This window comes from Photorhabdus hainanensis (assembly GCF_018448965.1).
Lineage (GTDB): Bacteria > Pseudomonadota > Gammaproteobacteria > Enterobacterales > Enterobacteriaceae > Photorhabdus > Photorhabdus akhurstii.
This window is the reverse complement of sequence record NZ_RCWD01000005.1, coordinates 1-19,259: the sequence shown is the minus strand read 5'-3', so window position 1 is coordinate 19,259 and position 19,259 is coordinate 1. Positions and strand designations below refer to the sequence as shown.

22 protein-coding genes and 4 pseudogenes are annotated in these 19,259 nt (G+C 41.3%); 7 read left to right on the top strand and 19 right to left on the bottom strand.

Annotation, left to right across the window (positions count from 1 at the left end; genetic code table 11):
- The first annotated feature begins 110 nt into the window (after positions 1-110).
- On the top strand, positions 111-1,295 hold the full coding sequence (locus tag EAE92_RS04460; protein ID WP_214067194.1) for a BaiN/RdsA family NAD(P)/FAD-dependent oxidoreductase: 1,185 nt from the start codon (positions 111-113) through the stop codon (positions 1,293-1,295).
- A 125-nt stretch (positions 1,296-1,420) separates the two neighbouring features.
- Complete coding sequence (locus tag EAE92_RS04455; RefSeq protein WP_214067193.1) at positions 1,421-1,600, top strand: hypothetical protein; 180 nt, start codon at positions 1,421-1,423, stop codon at positions 1,598-1,600.
- Between the two features lie 48 nt (positions 1,601-1,648).
- Here EAE92_RS04455 and EAE92_RS04450 read toward each other — a convergent pair.
- From EAE92_RS04450 to EAE92_RS04410, 9 genes and pseudogenes are all read right to left on the bottom strand, one after another.
- Positions 1,649-1,988 (bottom strand): annotated as a pseudogene (locus tag EAE92_RS04450) (RNA-guided endonuclease InsQ/TnpB family protein); the annotation flags it as partial.
- Positions 1,984-2,133, bottom strand: a complete 150-nt coding sequence (locus EAE92_RS04445) for a hypothetical protein (RefSeq protein ID WP_214067286.1) — start codon at positions 2,131-2,133, stop codon at positions 1,984-1,986. The gene EAE92_RS04445 and the pseudogene EAE92_RS04450, both read right to left, overlap by 5 nt.
- A gap of 48 nt (positions 2,134-2,181) precedes the next feature.
- Positions 2,182-2,664 carry an SAM-dependent methyltransferase gene (locus EAE92_RS04440; protein WP_214067192.1) on the bottom strand — a complete coding sequence of 161 codons (483 nt, stop codon included), beginning with the start codon at positions 2,662-2,664 and terminating at the stop codon, positions 2,182-2,184.
- Positions 2,652-3,011, bottom strand: coding sequence for a tautomerase family protein (locus EAE92_RS04435; RefSeq protein ID WP_214067191.1), 360 nt, complete (start codon positions 3,009-3,011; stop codon positions 2,652-2,654). Before EAE92_RS04435 ends, EAE92_RS04440 begins: the two co-directional genes overlap by 13 nt.
- Complete coding sequence (locus tag EAE92_RS04430; RefSeq protein WP_214067190.1) at positions 2,998-3,771, bottom strand: hypothetical protein; 774 nt, start codon at positions 3,769-3,771, stop codon at positions 2,998-3,000. The genes EAE92_RS04435 and EAE92_RS04430 overlap by 14 nt, the downstream gene beginning before the upstream one ends.
- Before the next feature lie 85 nt (positions 3,772-3,856).
- The gene (locus tag EAE92_RS04425) at positions 3,857-4,102 is read right to left on the bottom strand and encodes a hypothetical protein (protein WP_036812610.1); all 246 of its coding nucleotides are present in this window, start codon (positions 4,100-4,102) and stop codon (positions 3,857-3,859) included.
- Between the two features lie 63 nt (positions 4,103-4,165).
- Positions 4,166-4,801: an SPASM domain-containing protein gene (locus tag EAE92_RS24420; RefSeq protein WP_214067189.1), complete on the bottom strand. Its 636-nt coding sequence runs from the start codon at positions 4,799-4,801 to the stop codon at positions 4,166-4,168.
- Positions 4,719-5,453 (bottom strand): radical SAM protein, encoded by a 735-nt coding sequence (locus EAE92_RS04415; protein ID WP_214067188.1) that lies wholly within the window; start codon positions 5,451-5,453, stop codon positions 4,719-4,721. The genes EAE92_RS24420 and EAE92_RS04415 overlap by 83 nt, the downstream gene beginning before the upstream one ends.
- Positions 5,454-5,611: 158 nt before the next feature.
- Positions 5,612-5,773 (bottom strand): annotated as a pseudogene (locus EAE92_RS04410) (IS1 family transposase); the annotation flags it as partial.
- A gap of 195 nt (positions 5,774-5,968) precedes the next feature.
- Here EAE92_RS04410 and EAE92_RS04405 point away from each other — a divergent pair.
- Positions 5,969-6,889: a hypothetical protein gene (locus EAE92_RS04405; RefSeq protein ID WP_214067187.1), complete on the top strand. Its 921-nt coding sequence runs from the start codon at positions 5,969-5,971 to the stop codon at positions 6,887-6,889.
- Between the two features lie 218 nt (positions 6,890-7,107).
- On the opposite strand, the gene EAE92_RS04400 is transcribed toward EAE92_RS04405, so the two are convergent.
- The 5 genes from EAE92_RS04400 to EAE92_RS24940 all read right to left on the bottom strand — a co-directional run bounded on the left by EAE92_RS04400 (position 7,108) and on the right by EAE92_RS24940 (position 11,964).
- Positions 7,108-8,301 carry a MalY/PatB family protein gene (locus EAE92_RS04400; RefSeq protein WP_214067186.1) on the bottom strand — a complete coding sequence of 398 codons (1,194 nt, stop codon included), beginning with the start codon at positions 8,299-8,301 and terminating at the stop codon, positions 7,108-7,110.
- Between the two features lie 10 nt (positions 8,302-8,311).
- Positions 8,312-9,523, bottom strand: coding sequence for an MFS transporter (locus EAE92_RS04395; protein WP_036812620.1), 1,212 nt, complete (start codon positions 9,521-9,523; stop codon positions 8,312-8,314).
- A gap of 25 nt (positions 9,524-9,548) precedes the next feature.
- Positions 9,549-10,757: an ATP-grasp domain-containing protein gene (locus EAE92_RS04390; RefSeq protein ID WP_214067185.1), complete on the bottom strand. Its 1,209-nt coding sequence runs from the start codon at positions 10,755-10,757 to the stop codon at positions 9,549-9,551.
- Positions 10,750-11,676, bottom strand: coding sequence for a hypothetical protein (locus tag EAE92_RS04385; protein WP_214067184.1), 927 nt, complete (start codon positions 11,674-11,676; stop codon positions 10,750-10,752). Before EAE92_RS04385 ends, EAE92_RS04390 begins: the two co-directional genes overlap by 8 nt.
- Before the next feature lie 153 nt (positions 11,677-11,829).
- A complete protein-coding gene (locus EAE92_RS24940; protein ID WP_281422750.1) occupies positions 11,830-11,964 on the bottom strand; it encodes a hypothetical protein in 135 nt (44 codons plus the stop codon).
- A gap of 798 nt (positions 11,965-12,762) precedes the next feature.
- Here EAE92_RS24940 and EAE92_RS04380 point away from each other — a divergent pair.
- Positions 12,763-13,119, top strand: coding sequence for a methyltransferase domain-containing protein (locus EAE92_RS04380; RefSeq protein ID WP_214067183.1), 357 nt, complete (start codon positions 12,763-12,765; stop codon positions 13,117-13,119).
- A 204-nt stretch (positions 13,120-13,323) separates the two neighbouring features.
- On the opposite strand, the gene EAE92_RS04375 is transcribed toward EAE92_RS04380, so the two are convergent.
- The 3 genes from EAE92_RS04375 to EAE92_RS04365 all read right to left on the bottom strand — a co-directional run bounded on the left by EAE92_RS04375 (position 13,324) and on the right by EAE92_RS04365 (position 16,058).
- Positions 13,324-14,565 carry an ATP-binding protein gene (locus tag EAE92_RS04375; protein ID WP_214067182.1) on the bottom strand — a complete coding sequence of 414 codons (1,242 nt, stop codon included), beginning with the start codon at positions 14,563-14,565 and terminating at the stop codon, positions 13,324-13,326.
- Between the two features lie 525 nt (positions 14,566-15,090).
- Positions 15,091-15,561 carry a hypothetical protein gene (locus tag EAE92_RS04370; protein WP_214067181.1) on the bottom strand — a complete coding sequence of 157 codons (471 nt, stop codon included), beginning with the start codon at positions 15,559-15,561 and terminating at the stop codon, positions 15,091-15,093.
- Positions 15,561-16,058 (bottom strand): hypothetical protein, encoded by a 498-nt coding sequence (locus tag EAE92_RS04365; RefSeq protein ID WP_036812604.1) that lies wholly within the window; start codon positions 16,056-16,058, stop codon positions 15,561-15,563. The genes EAE92_RS04370 and EAE92_RS04365 overlap by 1 nt, the downstream gene beginning before the upstream one ends.
- A gap of 617 nt (positions 16,059-16,675) precedes the next feature.
- On the opposite strand from EAE92_RS04365, the gene EAE92_RS04360 reads away from it, so the two are divergent.
- Positions 16,676-17,551 (top strand): alpha/beta fold hydrolase, encoded by an 876-nt coding sequence (locus EAE92_RS04360; protein ID WP_214067180.1) that lies wholly within the window; start codon positions 16,676-16,678, stop codon positions 17,549-17,551.
- 154 nt (positions 17,552-17,705) lie between these two features.
- On the opposite strand, the gene cynS is transcribed toward EAE92_RS04360, so the two are convergent.
- Positions 17,706-18,176, bottom strand: a complete 471-nt coding sequence (gene cynS, locus EAE92_RS04355) for a cyanase (protein ID WP_214067179.1) — start codon at positions 18,174-18,176, stop codon at positions 17,706-17,708.
- 299 nt (positions 18,177-18,475) lie between these two features.
- Here cynS and EAE92_RS04345 point away from each other — a divergent pair.
- Both EAE92_RS04345 and EAE92_RS04340 read left to right on the top strand, forming a co-directional pair.
- Positions 18,476-18,736, top strand: a pseudogene (locus tag EAE92_RS04345) (type II toxin-antitoxin system HigB family toxin); the annotation flags it as partial.
- Positions 18,733-18,900, top strand: a pseudogene (locus EAE92_RS04340) (transcriptional regulator); the annotation flags it as partial. The pseudogenes EAE92_RS04345 and EAE92_RS04340, both read left to right, overlap by 4 nt.
- Before the next feature lie 40 nt (positions 18,901-18,940).
- Here the strand turns inward: EAE92_RS04340 and EAE92_RS04335 are convergent.
- On the bottom strand, positions 18,941-19,259 hold a 319-nt coding region (locus EAE92_RS04335; RefSeq protein WP_214067178.1), incomplete at its 5' end, for an RNA-guided endonuclease InsQ/TnpB family protein.

Sequence of the window (19,259 nt, the reverse complement as noted above, 5' to 3'; positions counted from 1 at the left end):
AAAATTGACAGATTTAAGTTATAAGGGAATTTTTCCCCGCAAACTTATTAAAAATGCAACATATTAGGGGTAATTCCCCACTAAATTATTTAGTCATAAAGAGAAAAACAGTGGAAAGATTTGATGCGGTTATTATTGGCGCCGGTGCAGCAGGTTTGTTCTGCGCAGCTCAGGCTGGGCAGCTCGGTTTACGGATACTTGTTCTGGACAATGGCAAAAAAGCCGGGCGTAAAATTTTGATGTCCGGTGGTGGACGTTGCAACTTCACGAATCTGTACACAGAACCATCAGCTTATCTTTCTGCTAACCCCCATTTTTGCAAGTCTGCTCTGGCTCGTTACACACAATGGGATTTTATCGAACTGGTTCAACGTCATGGCATTGCTTACCATGAAAAAACACTGGGGCAACTTTTCTGTGATGACTCTGCCCAACAGATCGTTGATATGTTGCTGAAAGAGTGTGAAGCCGGTCAGGTTACTATTCGTCTGCGCAGCGAAGTTAGCCAGGTAGAAAAAAATGAGCAGGGTTTCGTTATCATCGTTAACGGAAAGGAAGTAAGTACACGCTCACTTGTTATCGCTTCCGGTGGATTATCTATGCCTGGCCTTGGAGCAACTCCTTTTGGTTATCGGATTGCAGAACAGTTCGGTTTGAAAGTCTTGCCAACCCGCGCCGCTCTTGTGCCTTTTACTCTGCATAAACCACTACTGGAGCAACTTCATATGCTCTCTGGCGTGTCTGTTCCCGCCATTGTTACCGCCGAAAACGGTACTCTGTTCAAAGAAAATATTCTGTTTACCCACCGAGGACTTTCTGGTCCAGCAATCTTACAAATTTCCAATTACTGGCAACCGGGAGAGTTTGTAAGCATTAACTTACTTCCTGATAGTGATCTGGAAACCTTTATTGAGCAAGAACGGAGCTTCCACCCAAACCAAAGCGTAAAAAATACTTTGGCAAAATTATTACCGAAGCGGCTGACAGAGTGCCTGCAAACGCTCGGTCAGATCCCAGATATTGCTCTTAAGCAACTGAACCCAAATCAACAAAAACAGTTGGCCGCTAACCTCCAATCATGGCGGGTACAACCCAACGGTACTGAGGGCTATCGCACCGCCGAAGTGACGATGGGAGGTATTGATACTCACCAGCTTTCCTCCAAAACGATGGAAGCTAATCAGGTAAAAGGACTCTACTTTATTGGTGAAGTGGTAGACGTCACCGGCTGGCTTGGTGGCTATAACTTCCAGTGGGCATGGAGTTCCGCCTGGGCATGTGCTCAGGCGTTGTGACTGTTGTGGAGAGACAATAAAGTTTACCCATAAGGAGATTCACAAGTTTCGTCCAACCAAAAATCGGGAAAAATAATACTGGAAAGCCGGATGAAGTGAGGGCGTTCGAAAAAGTGCCATAGCAAATGGTAACTCGCTGGCGCTCTACTCTACTTCACGTCCGGTTGCGTGAGAACCTGTGGGTGAGATCCTCTCAGGCAACTCGACCATATAACTACCGGAATCATGACTTGGGTGGTTTAGCTCTGTCAGTTGACGCAGCCATCATTCTGAAAATGACAGATATGGAGCATATTTTTAATTGAAGACTGTGACTGCTCCCCGCCGTAAAAAACGGCGAGGCTTCCCACTTCTCAGACTGCCACCGTCTTTATGACGGCTTGACGCTGGCCTCCGTGGGCAAAGACGACGAGTCCCGCCGCCTGTAATTCTGTTATGCCCTTGCGCTGGATGTTGATCGCCGCATTGATATCGCGGTCATGTTCGGCTCGCAGAAAGGGCATGGCCTGATCCGCTTACGCAGCGGCATTTCCGGCATTTTGTGACCGCAGCCATGACAGGTTTTCGAACTGGCGAACCACTGATCCAGTTTGACCAGATGGACGCCCGCGCTGCGGCTTTGTATTCCAGTTTCTTGATGAAGCCATGCCAGCCCGCATCCCCGATATCGCGAGCTATATGGTGATTCTTAATCGTAGGCCTGAAAGGTGTCTGCATCACTGAGAATATCCCCGTGATTTGAGGTCACATTGATATTGTACTCGTGGACCGGAATATTGAGTTCTGTATTGTTGTGTAACAATGTTTCTAAAACAGTCAGATAGGCCATGCGCGTCATGATGATGATCCTCGAATGTCAGTGATGATTCAGGGCATGAATCACTCGTTAGTCATAGTACTGTGCCATAATGGCCGATATCCATGCGGGCTCACGTATTTCTGTTTGTGGCTCAAAGGATTGCATGTAAGGTTTGATGTCGATCACCGGTGTGCCATCAATGGCATCAAGGGCTTTGACGGTTAAGGTCAGCCCATCACAGGCCAGCAGTTCACAGCAAGACACCCCCAGCCGATTGGGGCGCGCTTTGGCCCGTTGCCCGAAGATGCCGACTAGCGGCAGCTCCGTCTGACCCCGCGGGCGCCTTGCACCGGTGACGATTTTTTCAGCAGGAACTTTGTGCATCGCAAACACGATTATCAAGTGAGAAAACTCACTCAAACCTTGCGTCGCTGCCGGGGTGAACTGGTTGCTATCGAGCGTGATGGTTGAGATCACACTGCCCCAGAAATCGTCTTGGGTGGTCGTTCTCTCATTTCTCACCCAGCCAATCGGGTGTAGGGTGAATACAGTTGTATCTACTGGTTCCATAGCTGCCCTCTTACGAATAAATGGTCAGGATGCACCTGATCGACAACGATATAGATCTCATCCCGGTTGACGCCAAATACCTCAACAATGCCATTGGCAACACAGGTGATGATGTCTTGCACGGCTTGGTTGGAGTACGTGGATTTACAGCGAATTTTGACCAGCGGGGCCGGAGCGCTCGCGGTTTCCCAGTCCGGTTTGAAGAAACAAGCCGGATTGATCGGGAACCAGAACGACCACACATGATTGGGCGCGAGCTGCAAGATCACCTGAATCCGGTCACAGATAGTTTTCAAAAATGCTTCTGGCGGTGCAGGTTCCGGCGAAAAGTATTCAATGATTGGCATGATTCGCCTCAACAGATGCGGTACATGGAGATTCGGATTCGCCGGCGATCAGAGCCGCAAGATAATCGGCCGGATCGCAGGGCGGGTTGTCTGTCGTCTGCATATCCATCAAATGTCCAACACCTTGAAGAATATGAATGTGTTTCTCTTGTGATTTGCGTGTCACCACATAGTCAGCGCTGTCTTTTGAATAAGTGTCCGGGGCGCAGACTTGTTCGACGGTCTCGGTTGCCTCATCGCAATAGGCAATGCAGTCCCGACTGCCATAAATCAGATGAATGGCATCGGGATTTGCATAGACATACACGGGTTGTTCAACCACGGTACTGAGTAAAAAAACTTGTCGGCAGTGAGCATGGGCATGATTTGAATCTTCAAACAGCTTTAATAGGACTTGTCCGCCTAAGGACAACCCGATCACACAGTAGTTGCGCTTGAATGGTTCAAAAAGTGGGGCCTGAATCACCTGATTGAAGCGTTCGTATCGTTTTTGGATATCCGTCGCGCAGGCGATTTCGTCCGCTTGCATTTTATCAGGCAAATCAAAATCAAGGGTCGCGATACCAAGCGCTGCTAAATTCCGTTGCAGTGCGGAGAAGAATTCATTTTCCCGGGCGGGGGCATCAAATGCCGTCATGTGACCGGAATGCAAGAACACACAGCAAAGCGGAGATGATGGGGTATCGGGCACCGTCATATGCACTCGAAAAGGCTGGTGATCCGCATCTTTTAAATGATAGAGCTGAGAAGTAGGGTTCATCGTCCCGGACCTGTCTGCAAAACGCGTCTTCGCAAAAAGTGTGCGTATGTACAGAATTGAGAATGCACATACGCAACACCTGTGATTACTTTTTCAAGGCCGCAGAGGCTGCGCCCACCATGGCTAAGGTAATCCCTTCTTTCGTCGGTTTGAGCGTAATGGAATGGCGATTCTCTTTATTGGCTAAAGACGTTGCAGCGCCGACCATCGCCAGAGTAATGCCATCATCTGCGGATAGATCCATATGGATCCGGGTAAATTTCTTTCCGGGAGAGGCAACAATCGATGCCCCTTCATCCGGGATCATATCGAGAACTCTTTTTTTACTCATTGCTTTTGCTCCTGTTGCTGTGAGTGAAACAACAAAAAAGCCACTGTCAGAATGCGCCGCGACTTAATTGCCCGGTGCGATCAGTTTGAGCTTCAAGCCCTGACTTCTTCTTAACGTCCAATACTGATGCGATTTAATCATAAACAGCCTCAGATACTCGGTTGCGCCACAGCCCGCTTCATCCCCGGACACATTTTTCGCAAGCGGAGGACAGCGAAACTGGCACCAAACACCGCTTTGCTGAACATCGCAAGACTGGCAGACGGTATGTCTGGCAAAGGTCTTGTCCCTGAAATCTGAGAAGCCTGTCTCCCATATCTCCTGAAAGGACCGATCTTTAATATTTCCGGCACCATACATCTTGTTACTCATACAGTTACTGCAAGGAAACACTTCCCCAGAGCTATTCACATAAGCCGTTGAACGGCCACATTTTTCTTGTTGAGTCGCCCGCTCCAAGGTCTGACAAAACTTAATTGTCTCAACGCCGTGAATGTCATCGGAGGTAAACGCGCCTGTCTTTTTCCCCATCAGGGACTCATGCGGGGAATCGGCATCATCCCCCTGAAAGCGATCCATACAACGTTCGTAAATCGCAAAGACTTCATCAAGCCGTTCAGGTTGTAAAATGATATGTGGATTGAGCAATGCCCTGCCGATGGGATGTGTTTCCAGCCATTGCGGGCGGGGAAACCACACACCACTGGAAGATTTCTTCAACATCATTGATATTCTGGTTATGGACAGACACGGCTGTGCGGACGACATGGCCATACTGACTCATGAGTTCGAAGCATTCTCTTAATTTCGGGAAATTCATTTTTCCCCGCACGGTTCGTTCCGGTACGGCTGTATCAAAGCTGACAAAAAACGACTGACCTTTGGGAATGCGCTTGAGTTTTTCTTCCGTAATGAGCAGGCCATTACTAAAAATTTGGGTACTAAATGGCTTTTGCCGGGCGTGCTGAATGATCTCGATGGCATCTTTATGGGCAAACAATTCGCCCCCGGTCAGAAAGACTTGCAAGACCCCCAAGGCCTCGAACTCATCAATGAGCGCCTTAATTCTTTCGGTGGAGAGTTCGTTGTCCCGCTTTTTCCCCGACCAGGCATAACAATGCTGGCAACGCAGGTTGCAGAGGTTGGTGGTTTCAATAAAGGCGATCGCAGGTGCAGAAAGGTGAAAATTATCCAGCGAGACAAAAGGAGATTCGAGAATAAAATCTTCAAAGAAGGCCATATCTTTCGGCATGTCGCCCCGGTTAAATTGTTCGATATAAGGCTTCACCGAGGGAAGAAGAGCAACAATACCGCCGACATTGTCTTGATAGACGATTTTATTCAGAGACATATCACAACCTTGTTTTTATAAATTATGAATGAATGTCTTGCCATGAGTGTGTTGTTACTCGGATGCAATCAACTTGTATGCCGAATGTACTTAAGTAAAGCAGTGTATCCTTAATTAGTCAAACTGAATGCAATGAATTATTTCTCCAACTAGTTGATTCAATAGCAATACTCTCTTTCGATAAACGTACCAATCACTTTGTCGTGCATAGATTTTGATTTGGAAAAGCCAATCGTTTTTCTCGCTAACCTCTTTAACCGTGTCCGTAGGGTGAGATTGGTTCGCTCTATCCTCTGTGTGTAACGTTTTCCAACAATATGCTCAATAGTCTTGGTTATGTTCACTTAATTCTTACAAGTTATGCTCATTTCTGGTATGTAGTGTTCAACTAATATTGGCCACTGTGTTGTGCGCCGGCCTTTGCAAAGAAGGCTACTTAATCTGGTTTTTCTGAACGTGCTAAAATCAGGGGGAAGGTTGGTATTAGTAAAATTGGCCCGGCGTTAGGTGAATCATTGCAGAGCTTTATTTTTCGAGTTTTAAAACGGACTGGATATAGTGACTTTTCAACTGTTTTAACTAATGGAGGTTGGGGGGATAAGCCTAATATTCCCTATCAAGCAAGGAGTGAATTTGAGACTTTTAACCCTAATGATTTATTCGTCCTATATGAAAAAAACAAATATGTTAATCGCACTTACTTTTCCTCCCCTTTTTCACTAAAGTCCCTTTTTATTGATGTTTTTTACCCGGAGAAACAGAAAAGCTACTCAGGGCAGCATGTCCAAATTCGCTATTACCAAAAGTGTATTGAAAAGCAGTTATATAACTTAGGATATGCATACTTCAAAGCTGATTGGCTTAAATCTAGTGGTTGCCATATTCATAATGAGCAACTTAATGTTGTAGAGAATAGATTGTCATTAAACGAGACGAGTGAAGCTATTAAGAATAGCTTGACTGGCAAGGGATCAGTAGCTGGTAGCTTAGTTTCTTGGAAGACGGTTGAACATGATAATTCCCCTTTTTCTAGAGTTGACTTGTACTTTGCAGTCTGTGCTAAGGATACTATTTCTGATTATATCTTTTTCAATGAAGAACTCTGCCCACATGACTATATTGATCTTATACCTACAGGATTGTTAAAAAAAGAAAACTCTAATCATTCTACATGGGGCGCTAGACGGCGTTCATTGATATGTAATCTTGAATGCTATTATGAAATAGCAATAGAAAGATCTCGCAGTCAGATGATGTCATACATATCTAGTCGTATAATAATAGTGAGAATGCCAGCTCCTTTTGGCTTCCTCAAAGATAGCGGTAAATTTCTATTAAAGATCGAAGCTGGAAGCTGTAGTGACTGTAGGGAGATAGTTTGCCAAATGTGCTACGCTAATCGTAGTGATGATTTTGGCAAGCTTTATCTTACATGAATTTGTTTTTGGGCAGATTTTATTTAACCTGCATATGAGATCGAAAGTCTCATATCCGGTTTGAAGAGGGGGCGTTCGAAAAAGTGCCATAGTAAATGGTAACTCGCTGGCGCTCTACTCTACTTCACGTCCGGTTGCGTGAGAACCTGTGGGTGAGATCCTCTCAGGCAACTCGACCATATAACTACCGGAATCATGACTTGGGTGGTTTAGCTCTGTCAGTTGACGCAGCCATCATTCTGAAAATGACAGATATGGAGCATATTTTTAATTGAAGACTCTAATATCTTTCTAGGACAAGCAAAATTCAATCTCGCAAACCCATATCCTTCCGCACCAAATTGTTCACCAATATCTAACCAAACTTTTCCTTGTTGAATTAATGTATTATTCAAATTATCTAAATTGATATTTGTTTGCCGAAAGTCTATCCAAGATAAAAATAATGCATCGGATTCAGTCACTCGAATACCCTCAACACCATTCAGCATAGTATGTAATAAATTATAATTTCCCTTTAAATATAGTAAAAGCGCTTCTAACCACTCCTGCCCTGTTTTATAAGCTGCTTCACACGCAGCTAATCCTATCATGTTGGGGCGGGACATATCATATCGCAGAAATTCTTTTTTTACTCTCTCACGTAGCTTATTATTTTTAATAATAATATTAGATGTTTGCAGCCCTGCTAGATTAAAGGTTTTACTTGGTGAAGTACACGTAATACATATCTCAGAAAAATAAGGGTGCAGAGCTGCTAAAGGAGTGTATTGCGAACGGTTATTGAAAATCAAATCTTGGTGAATATCATCTGATATGATGATTATTTTATGTTTCAAACAGATATTACCAATGATATTTAGCTCGTCAATAGACCAAATTTTACCAATTGGATTATGGGGATTACAGAGGATAAGCATTTTTGTTTTTGCTGTAATGCTTTTTTCTAACTCATCAAAATCAAGTAAATATCGACCAGTAATATTATGAAGAGGAACAGTTATTGCGGAGCGTTGATTGGCGAGTATAGAGCGCGAAAATGCCCCATAAACAGGTGTCATTATAATGATAGAATCATCAGGCTCCGAAAGTGCATTAATTATAATATCAATCGCAGTAGCAACACCTGGACTCTGAACAATCCAATCGGGTTCAATTGTCCAGTCATGCCTGTTTTTTTGCCAGTCTGTAATCGCATTTAATGTTGATAAGCTACAATTAGTGTAACCCAATATGCCATAATCAATGATGTTCAAAAGCGCTTTTCTGACAGAAGGAGGACACTGAAAATCCATATCTGCCACCCATAATGGTGTTGGCTTGTTATCGGTATACAGTGGGTCTTGAGGGTATGTCCATTTAGTGGATGAAAAAACAGAACGATCGAATACAACATCAAAATTGAAATTCATACATCCGCCATTAATTACTTTTTTTGATTAAAAAAATATAATAAATCAATAGAGTTATCAAGCTAATTAGGGATAATAATGAAAACAGTAGAGTAGCATTAAATAAATCAAGCATGATCCCTCCGTAAATAGGCGCTAAAGCTGATCCGATACTTGACATATTGGAAGCACCAAAAAAAGCTCCCCTTAAATGGTGAGGTGTGAGCCTATCAACTTCGACATTAAACGTAGGTATAGCAATTATTTCCCCAAAACTCAAAATGACAGTTGCGACACAGAGATAATAAACTGTATCAATAGGTGAGAATGCAAAAATGATTTGAGCTATGGCAATTAACATGATACCGATTAATATTTTTATTCTTGGTGTAAATTTTCTTAACAAAACTAAAATTGGTATTTGCAAAGTGATAATTGTCAATGAGTTGACAATAACTAATAAAGCGATAAAGTTGGTAACATTGTTGATATTTGATCTGGATAAATATTGAACAAGCGTAGAGTCAAAGTTAGCATAAACAAACATAACAAGAACATTACATAATAGAAGTATCACGAATGTTCGGTGAGAAATAATTATGTTCAATGTTTTTGTAAAGCTAATTTCATTACTGACTTTTTTTATCTTCTCTTCCTTTTTTGAAGATAATAAAAAGACACGCAACATAATACCATAAACAAAATAAACAATGGCTGTAATCAGAAAAGTTTCTCTCTGTGCCGATAGGCCAGAGGCTAATCCAATATAAGGACCAATTGCAGCGCCAACATTGACCAAATAATATCGATAGTATTGGATTGACTCTCTCTCTTTAGGAGAATCAATATAATCGCCAATTAAGGCTTTGCTACACGCTTCTAACAGAGCACGGCCAATACTAATTCCAGATATAGCGATTAAATATAAGATAGGTGAAGATGAGAAGGACATCATGATGAATGAAATAATGCTTATCATCACCCCGATAAGCATTATCGTTCTGCGGCAAAAAATATCAGACAAATATCCGGTATAAATGCCTGTCACCGAGCCTAAGATACTTGACAGCGCCAATAATCCGCCAATCCCTGTCGCTGACATGTTAAACTGCCGATAAAGGATCATCGCTAAGAAAGGCCAAACCATAAAATAGGCGGCCCTTGTTAACAGTGTCCCCAATAACATGATAAAAATTGGGGGAGGTAAATGTTTTAATAAAGATAATCTAAATAGAGATGCCATTGATTCACCAGGATACGTAATTGAGTTATGTTGACTCTATTTCGATAATAACACTCTCTTTAAGGTGATGACTATCAGATTCAGCCTGCTCCGCTGTTACGCCACATGCAATAGCATACCCTAATCGTTGAGAGCTATTTTTAAGTGATTCAATATGTTCTCCAACGTTAACATCAAAATGGATAAAGTCATTCTTTGTGTAATTTATCTTTTTAACAATACCAGAAGGTGCGGTGATATAAGAAATAGCGGCATATTTATTGCATTTCTCACTTAAGTCAGGTGAAATATTTAACGAAACCTGTATAACTGCTTTCCACATATCAATACCGGTAGCCATTTCCACTAATTCAGGAATATGATCTCCTCCTAACCTAGCTCCTACTTCAATGACTTTGACACCATCACTTGTCACCTTAACCTCGGTATGTCCTCCTCCATTATAAATACCTAACGCGAGCAAGGCTTGTGTTACCACTTTTTCTATTTCAATTTTTTGTTGTAATGGTAGATTAGCAGGCAATGTATGCCCTAATTCAACAAAATAACCATTATCTGATACGTATTTTTTAGTAATTGTGATAATGTTCACAACACCATTAAAGGAAATAGATTCAACACTGTATTCTTGTCCTTCTAGATATTCTTCTATCAAAAACAAAGAAGATTTTTTTACTCCAAATGGAGGAGCTATTTCACAGACTTCACGGAAATTTCTTTCCAATTCGATGACATTATCATTACGTAAAACACCTCGACTTCCAGCCATATTAATAGGTTTTATAATGTTTGGATACCCAATTTTGGCTGCTTCTATTTTTGCACTGTCAACATTCGAAATTAGAGCGTATTTAGGAATAGGAACATTTTTTTGCCTAAAGGATTCTCTCATTAAGTGTTTGTTTCTTGCTTTCAATGCATTCTCATATGTTATTCCTTTAAGACCTAATGTTTCTGCTACTTTAGCCGCAAGGGGAACATAGAACTCCATAAATGTAATAACACCCTGTATTTTTTTCTTAGCATTGATATGTTCAGCCATATTTATAACAAGCTGATCATCATTGGTATCTGCTTCGAAGAATTCATCAATATAGAGTAAATCATTATCAGATACCTTATTATAGTATTTCCTTGATCCAATAAATATAATATAAGCACCCAGCTCTTTTGCTTTTTTTAACCCAATCGAACCGGATGGGTTTTTTTCTATTACCAATAATCTATTAAACATTTTTAATCTCTATCGATCTACCAGAGAGGTTATTCATTAGCTCACGAGCAAAACACCCATTCTTTAACACACCGTTTAATCTTTTAGTAACAAGATCGTTAATTTCATCAAGATAAAAATTGACTTTATATGTTATCGTCTCATTGTGAACATTAGTCACTCTAGTTAAGTTTCCTACTTTAGGTTCAAAAATATTCACACACCCTACAATGTCGCCAATCTCTTCATAAAAATAATCTTTATGTTTTTCTCTATTTTTTTTATTTTTTAACGGAATAATGGCAAAAAGCTGTTTGCCCGCTTGGCAATGACCAACAGATGGAGGTAATCCTAAAACATCTATCCCGAAAGAACCAAAGTCCTCACTCACACCTAGTTGAAAATTTAATAATTTATTTTCATGAAAATATTTTATATTTTCATAAAAATCAGCACACATTTTATGTGTTATTTCTAGGTGAGGGTGCTTTCCTCCATGATCAAAGAATTTATTAAATCGCAGAGTATCGATTCCTATTTTATTGAAATAATCTAGATAACGTTCAAGCATTTCTTTCGATACGTTGTGTGACCCTACAGTGATACCAATTCCTATTCTAAATCCATTAAAGATATCTCTATTTTTTGCGTTGTAATCCTTTATAGCTTTCAAAACACGCTCAAGGTCTGTGCCATAAAGAACCCCTTTTATTGGGTATTCATGGCTATCAGAAATTATTCCTTTTTCGTTAATTAACCCGTGGAAAGTAAGTGTGATTGTCCCGTATCCATAATCTCTTGCCGTATCTAAAAGAAATTCTGATTTTTCACCTAATAATGGCCGACCACTTGTCCAAGCTTCTCCACTCTCCATTGCAACGCTAGATGATGTATCACCTTCAAAATAAGTTCTAGCTCTCGCAACACCATAATGTCGCATCAGTTCACCATCATAAGCAAAGCTGTCCGTGTATCTTGGATAGACCTTATAACCTTCTGATTTTAAAAAACGAGTAATATTTATTCCTTCATTATCTTTAAACTTTAACTTTTTAACATGTTCATAGTTAACAAACCAACAATGCTTACAAGCTTATCCACATGTTTTGCTACCAATATAAGTATCAACATCAAGATAAATATGAATGTCTTGGGGCTTTATATTAGTAAAAGGCGTACTTAATGGTTTATCACCATGAAAATCATAGATAATCGGTTTATTTATCATTTTTATTTTCCTTGCCTGAAATGTTTGAAATTAAACCTTATCATTCACATGGTTATTTTCAAGTGTTTTTTGATAGCCAAGAAAAAACTTTTGTCACATTAACGGAAAAGTACGACAGAACAAATGATAGTATAAAAACTGAGAGGCACAGATTCAATAAAAACCAGATGCGACAATTCAGATTACAGTAATAAAATAAGAAAACCACTTCATTGATAGAAAATTTTCACTAGAAGATATAATTTTAATAAAAAACAATAAAAAATAAAATTATTTATTTTAAATGTTTTATTTAGCTTGAGGAATTTATAATGGATAGCAGAGGTGTATATTTCCAAGATAGTTAGATTGGAATTCTAATCATGTTTCGGCTCTGTCGTATTAATCCATGCTTAGATAGTATGTCTTTTTATTTTAAGTTGATCAACTAGGTTCAGCGCTTGTCGATTACAGGTCGCGCACGACAAATTACATCAAATTTAGCCATAATTTACCAATAATAAAAAAGAAAGAGTTTATCGAAATATCTTCCTATGGGAGTCAGGACATTGAGTTTAAATACTAATTAATTAGATAGATAGAACACTATTAACATTATAGATATTAAAACTATATTTATATTGAATGCGATGCTAGTGTATTAATTGTGGAAATTTATATTTAAAATTGAAATTGTGTTGATAAATGTAATTAATAGAAAAGCTAATTTTACAAATAACACTCAGACATCAACTAAATTAATATTTTAAATAAGAAGGAATTTTTATTCCATATAATGATTGGAATTGAACTACCGAAATGTACCAGGAAAATTTATATAAAACTAACAACAAATTTCTCAGAGTTCTGTGCAAAACCCAGACCTCACAAGTCAGTCGTACAGAATTAATCAAAATAGCAGCGAAAGAATTTAATTTGGATGAAACACAGATTACTGACAGACTCCTGACTGAATCGGGTATCCGTACTGGCATGCAGATACTCGAAATAGGCTGTGGTACCGGTGACCTCACACGCTTAATTGCAAACCGTGTTGGCCCAAGTGGTCACGTGATGGCTCTGGATATGAGTTCCGAAGCAATCAATTCTGCGCATGGGCAAAGGTGCCTCCGGTCAATTCCTTTAGATCGGCTGCTGATAATTAATTCCCGGTGATCACTGCCAAACAAAAACGAAAGGAATAGAATTTACCTTACATACTATGACGTATAATTTATTAAGGGTAGTTGCTCCGATATTATGGGTTAGCAACACCAATAACAGGCAATAAATCTCTGTATTCCCCCTGAGTAAGAAATGTCGGCTTTTTGCGACAGCCTCTGAATGTAGGGAACCACGTCCTTTAGGACGTGGTGGATATCAATGTCCCCAAAGCGCATTCATTGGTACCGCAAATGTGTTCGGTATGTGGCTAATTGGGAGGCAATTATTACCGGTGTACAGTAAGATGCCACCCTGCCAATCCCTATCAGCCAGTGAAGCTAATCTAGCCAATCCCATACCGTCTTTCGGCTGTATGCTGGCCGCTTTTTTAACTTCAATCCCCCAAATTCTTCGACTATCTTCAATAACCAGATCAACCTCAACCTGATCTTTATCACGATAGTGGGAGAAGTGCAGTTCATGTTCACTCCAACCTGATTGGCAGATCAATTGTTGCACCACAAAGCTTTCAAGTACCGCACCAAAATCATTACTAAGGTTATGCCAATCGTCAACTCTCAGATTATTTAAAGCACAAGCCAGACCCGAATCCACCACATGAACTTTAGGGGCTTTAATTAAACGCTTGGCTTGGTTTTTATGCCAGGCCGGTAAGCGCCTCACTAAGAACAAGCGCTCTAGAATGGTGATGTATTTATCCACGGTTTCTCGCTGAAGACCCAGACCTTTCGCCAATCCACTGATGTTCAATAAGTTACCAGTACGCAGTGCAAGAGTCTTGATAAGTCGCAGTAACTCATCTTCATCTCGAATCGCTGCAATGTCTTTTACATCACGTTGAATAATGGCGTTGAGGTACTGCTTATGCCACTGACGTGCTCGCGCCTCACTGCGCGTATTCGGCTCTGGATAACCGCCTTGTACTACAGCTTCGACCACACCTTCAATGAGGATTTGTTCCCCTTTGATTGAAGGAGAGATTTTGTTCGTGATCAGCTGTTCGAGTAGCGATGTTGGACTATGCTGCTTTTCTTGTTCAGAAAGTGGCTGTAAATAGATCACCTCGACACGACCTGCCAATGATTCCTGTACTCCAGGCAGCAACAGCAAATTAGCTGAACCGGTTAGTATGAACCGTCCCGGTTGACGATGAATGTCTATAGTTGCTTTTAAGGCAGGTAATATCTCCGGCACACGCTGTACTTCATCCAGTGTGACACGTTCTGGCAAGCTTTGTACAAATCCGGTGGGATCGGCTTTAGCTGTGTTAAGCAAAGTACTGTCATCGAAAGTTAGGTAAGCCCGCCCAGGGTCTAGAGATTTCGCCAGCGTTGTTTTGCCGACTTGGCGAGGACCAAGCAGACACACCACTGGTGTATCAGCCAATGCTGCCTTGAGCTGTGGTGCTATGTATCTTGGGTGTAGTGTGTTATTCAAGGTTGTTCTTTTATGTTCAATGTAGAGAATGAAGCTTAAATTGCTCCGTCTATTTGTTGGCTATGCTATCGTCCAAATGCTGGTTTGTACAGCGTCTATTTGCTGGTTATCACATCGTCCAAATGCTGGTTTAGATAGCGTCTATTTGTTGGTTTCCTTTCCATCTATTTGTCAATTTCTGACGTTCTTACACGTCAATCAAAACTTTTCCCTTGGGCTTAAAGGCCCGACTGTAACGAAAAACTAGGGTAATTGGAGGAATAAATCTAACAATATCAGACAGTAGAAGAATCGACGCCAGCGGACTTAAAAGGTCTACTGTAAAGCTGTATTGGTGGGGAAGCCACAATCTTGCATTCGCAAAACTGGGGCCGAATATCTTTCGCTTTATGTCTGTGAACTGAGCACCATGACAAGATGGGAGAAGAACCGTCTACTAGCTACGCTTTGGAAGCTAATTCACAAGTAATAAACTGTCAACATAATAGCAGTTTAGCCACCAAGAATTTATTCAGATCTTATCACCTAAACCGCCTTTCCCATTTTTATCGAAAATGCATTTATGATTGAGATAACGATTGCACATAAACTGGGTAGCAGTTGCATAATAAAACCCAGAATAGTTCCGTTGTTTGCGGTCGGGTGATGATGAGCTTCGCCTCCCATAGCAATTTGCATAAAAACGGAGTTTGTCAGGTAAGCATAAACCAAACCGCAAATCCCTGTAACCAGTAGAAAGCTGATGAGCGTTGCAGTCACCGCCCCCACCCTCTGAGGTAATCTTCCCCTGATTGAATTGATGGCAAGCACGGTCAGGCAACCCGGAGCAAAACCCCATCCTAATATATACCAAATAGCCATTAACCCTTTCAGCGCAGTGTTGTGCGCCATTTCCAGAATATCAGCGCGCCACAATATAAGATTCAGGCATGCAGCCAGCACAGCCAGAAATACGGAAATGGCAAAACTATTGGGAAAACTCGATTTTTTATTCACTAAAACACCTTAAGATAAGCAAGGAATCTTGCACCTTTCACAGAGTTAAGCAGGAAACTGCCCAGAATGCCGGCAATCAGTGCAGCAGTGTATCCTTTAATCAGGAACAACAACGGCATGTCTATTGAACCCCAGTAATTCAGCCCAACGTTATGGTCCAATCCCCAGCAAAGCGTCTGGCAAACACTAAACAGCAAAGTACTACTCACTGCGGTCATGATATAAGCTCCAGTGCTTCCGGGGGTCAAACGAGATGAAACTAAGTAAGTCAATCCCCCAACGGCGGCCCCCATACCGATACCACATAGACCAAGCGCCCACACGAGACGCCATACCAAGGGACCATTATCGGGAAACAAAATAAGCCCCATTAAAAGAAATCCAGCCTCTGCGATAAAGCCCAGAGCAATAAATAGCTTAATTGTGCGTATGGCACGTTTTTCACCTTCTGCTATCGCATATTGTTGATGTTGTTCATTCACGATTCGAGTAGACATTTTTCATCTCCTGAACAGGTGTGTTAAATATCCGATGATGTCATTCAATTTTATCTCTCTAGAGCAGACTACACACGCTGATGAATTGTATAAACCAAGGCAGGCGTTATAGCAGAATGCTGTCAGAGCTAAAAAATACTTTATAAAATATTTAGGGAAATGATTTCTGGTGTATTACTGATAACTCTTAACTATATAAATTATCAATCAATAACATCCAAGAAATAGATAAATAAAATTATTTAACAATGCAATCACATAAAAAAAGTGATGTAATCACTATGGTATGAGGATGAAAATCTGTCAATGCGAAATAAGAAATCAATAATACAACCCCAAACATATTTATTTTAACACATTGATATTTATATAATTTTTATCAAAAAAATATTCATGACTTAATTAATAGGTTTCAACTTATTTTTTCTGCCTGCAATATCACCAAAATACAATAAATAAGACCTAATATTGGGATTTATAATAATAGAAATATTCAATCACGACACTATTTTAGTTTTATAATTTGACAATAACTCTATACTTAGTTATTAATTTAACTAAGCAACCACAAGATAATTGTTTAATTACCTATATCTATCAGGAGATATTTAATTACCATGAATAAATCCGAGAAAAGATTTAATATCAACGAAAGTGTCATAAACGTAGATGGAAAAGAAGTAAAGTTCTTCACATCTCAACCTCTCGATCCAATTAAGAATAACGCCAATAGAAATCCTATCGTCTTGGTACATGGCACTGGCGGCAGCACAGAGATACATTTCGGTTATCTCTTTCAACTGCTTGCCACGGAAAATAGAGTTATATCCCTGGATTTTTCTCAACCAGTAAAAGCAAACGAAACGCTTACCCTTGAACATCTTGAAAAGCAGGTCGAAGCCGTTATTGAGGCAGCAGCGTTGGGAGAGACTGTCACATTGATAGGTTACTCTCTGGGAGCTGTCGTTACTGCTTCTGTTGCCGCTAAACGTCCTGACCTGGTTGGTAATTTGGTTCTGATCGCAGGATGGATGAAAACAGATTTACAGTTAGAACGATTTTTATCTGTCTGGCGTCAGTTATATGAGATCCAGTCACCTGCTATTGCAGACTTTGTGATGTTTTGCGCTTTCAGCGGCGCCAGTCATGTGAATATGTACCCAGATCAGCTTGCAATCAGCTTCGAAAATGCCATACCAGGGGAATTTGAAGCGTTACAAATGGGCCTTAATGGCCGGGTTGATATCACTCAAATTGTTCCTACGATAAAAGCCACGACGCTGATTATTGGCTGTACGCATGATCAAATGACGCCCATCCGCCACAGCAAAGCTCTGTTTGGTGCAATTCAGGATGCACGCTTTACAGAGATAGAGTGTGGACATGCGGTCATCTATGAGCGTCCTGCGCAGTTGATGCAGGTTATTGACCAATTCTGCGCGAACCCTTCGTTTTATCCTGCCGGAACCATAATCCCTTCAGACCTGCCATAATCCCTTTAATTCTCTGGAGAGCTATAGCAGGCATTGCTTTATCAAGGATTGTGGGGAACTTTTAGCGGTCAAGTTGACACTCGTAATTTTGAAATGGCAAGAGGTTTATCTCTCAAATTCAAACCTCTTGCCGATGCCAACAATTGCAATTGTTTTAGAATGGCTTAGTCGGCAAATATTTCCCATCTAGCGTAATTACAGCGCGTGAACCACCATTAGGATCATCGACCTTTTTGATATCAAGTTTAAAGTCAATCGCACTGATAATGCCATCACCAAACTGCTCGTGGACAAGCGCCTTAAGCGTTGAACCATAAACCTGCACCATTTCATAGAATCGGTAAATAGTCGGATCTGTCGGCACACCTCCGGGAATACTGCCACGTACAGGGATAGTTTGCAGCAGAAGGAAGGCATCTTCGTCAAGTTCAAGTCGGTCAACCACAATCCTCGCAGCATCGGCAGGCAATGGGTGCTGGCCGAGTAGTGCAGCAGTGACGAATGCGAGACTCAGACCGGTTCCTTGTGCAATATCCTCGAACGTCAAATTCTTGCGTGCCTTGGCGTCGATGATAGCATCGGTCAGGGCCTGACGGGGAGTTTGGGAGTATTGAGATTGTGTCATAATGATTCCTTTGGATTAATAAGCTATTTAGTGCGTGGATTCTGGCTGGTGGCAAGCCGCTTGAAAAGCTCGCAGCGTTTTGGGAATACCTCGCGCTGGAATTGTAAAAAGCCTTCAATAATATCCTACATGTCTTCACTCCATCGTGATCGATAAGAAAGCGGATGTATGAAGAATGAACGAGTTTATCTATAGCGTCAAAGATCGGATTACTATCATCTCTATAGTATTTTCCAATAGTTGATTGTCGTTCTGCGGCGACGTATTTGTTTTTTGTTGTTTACATCTTGTAAACGGAAAATGATGCAGATGCAATTATTGCAACGTATAAGCAGTTAAAAGAAAAAGATTTTGAGAACCCTGTGGAATTACGAAGTCAGTTCCCCAGTCTTGATAATTTCAAGTACAGAGACAAATGGTGGGTAATAGACATAGGTGGGCAAAACTTACGAATGATCGCCTATATAAATTTCGTTAATAAACGCCTATATATCAAGCATATAGCCACTCATGCAGAATATAACAAATTAACTAAGCAGTATCGGGAGACGAAAGAATGACTGCAGAACCTACCAAAGCACTTGAAGCCACAAAGGTACTGGTAGCTGCTGTTCCCTTCTTAGGGAGCTGCACTTCCGAGGATGCCTATAATGACGCGCTGGCAATGGTAGATTACCTCATTGAGCACGATGATGAAAATCCACTGATTGACTTTCTAGCCAGTGACTGCTCCCCGCCGTAAAAACGGCGAGGCTTCCCACTTCTCAGGCCGCCACCGTCTTTATGACGGATTTACGCTGGCCTCCGTGGGCAGAGACGACGAGTCCCGCCGCCTGTAATTCTGTTATGCCCTTGCGCTCGATGTTGAGCGCCGCATTGATATCGCGGTCATGTTCGACTCGACAGAAAGGGCATTGCCAGAGCCGCTTACGCAGCGGCATTTCCAGCATTTTGTGACCGCAGCAATGGCAGGTTTTCGAACTGGCGAACCACTGATCCAGTTTGACCAGATGGACGCCTGCCGCTGCGGCTTTGTATTCCAGTTTCTTGATGAAGCCATGCCAGCCCGCATCCCCGATAGCG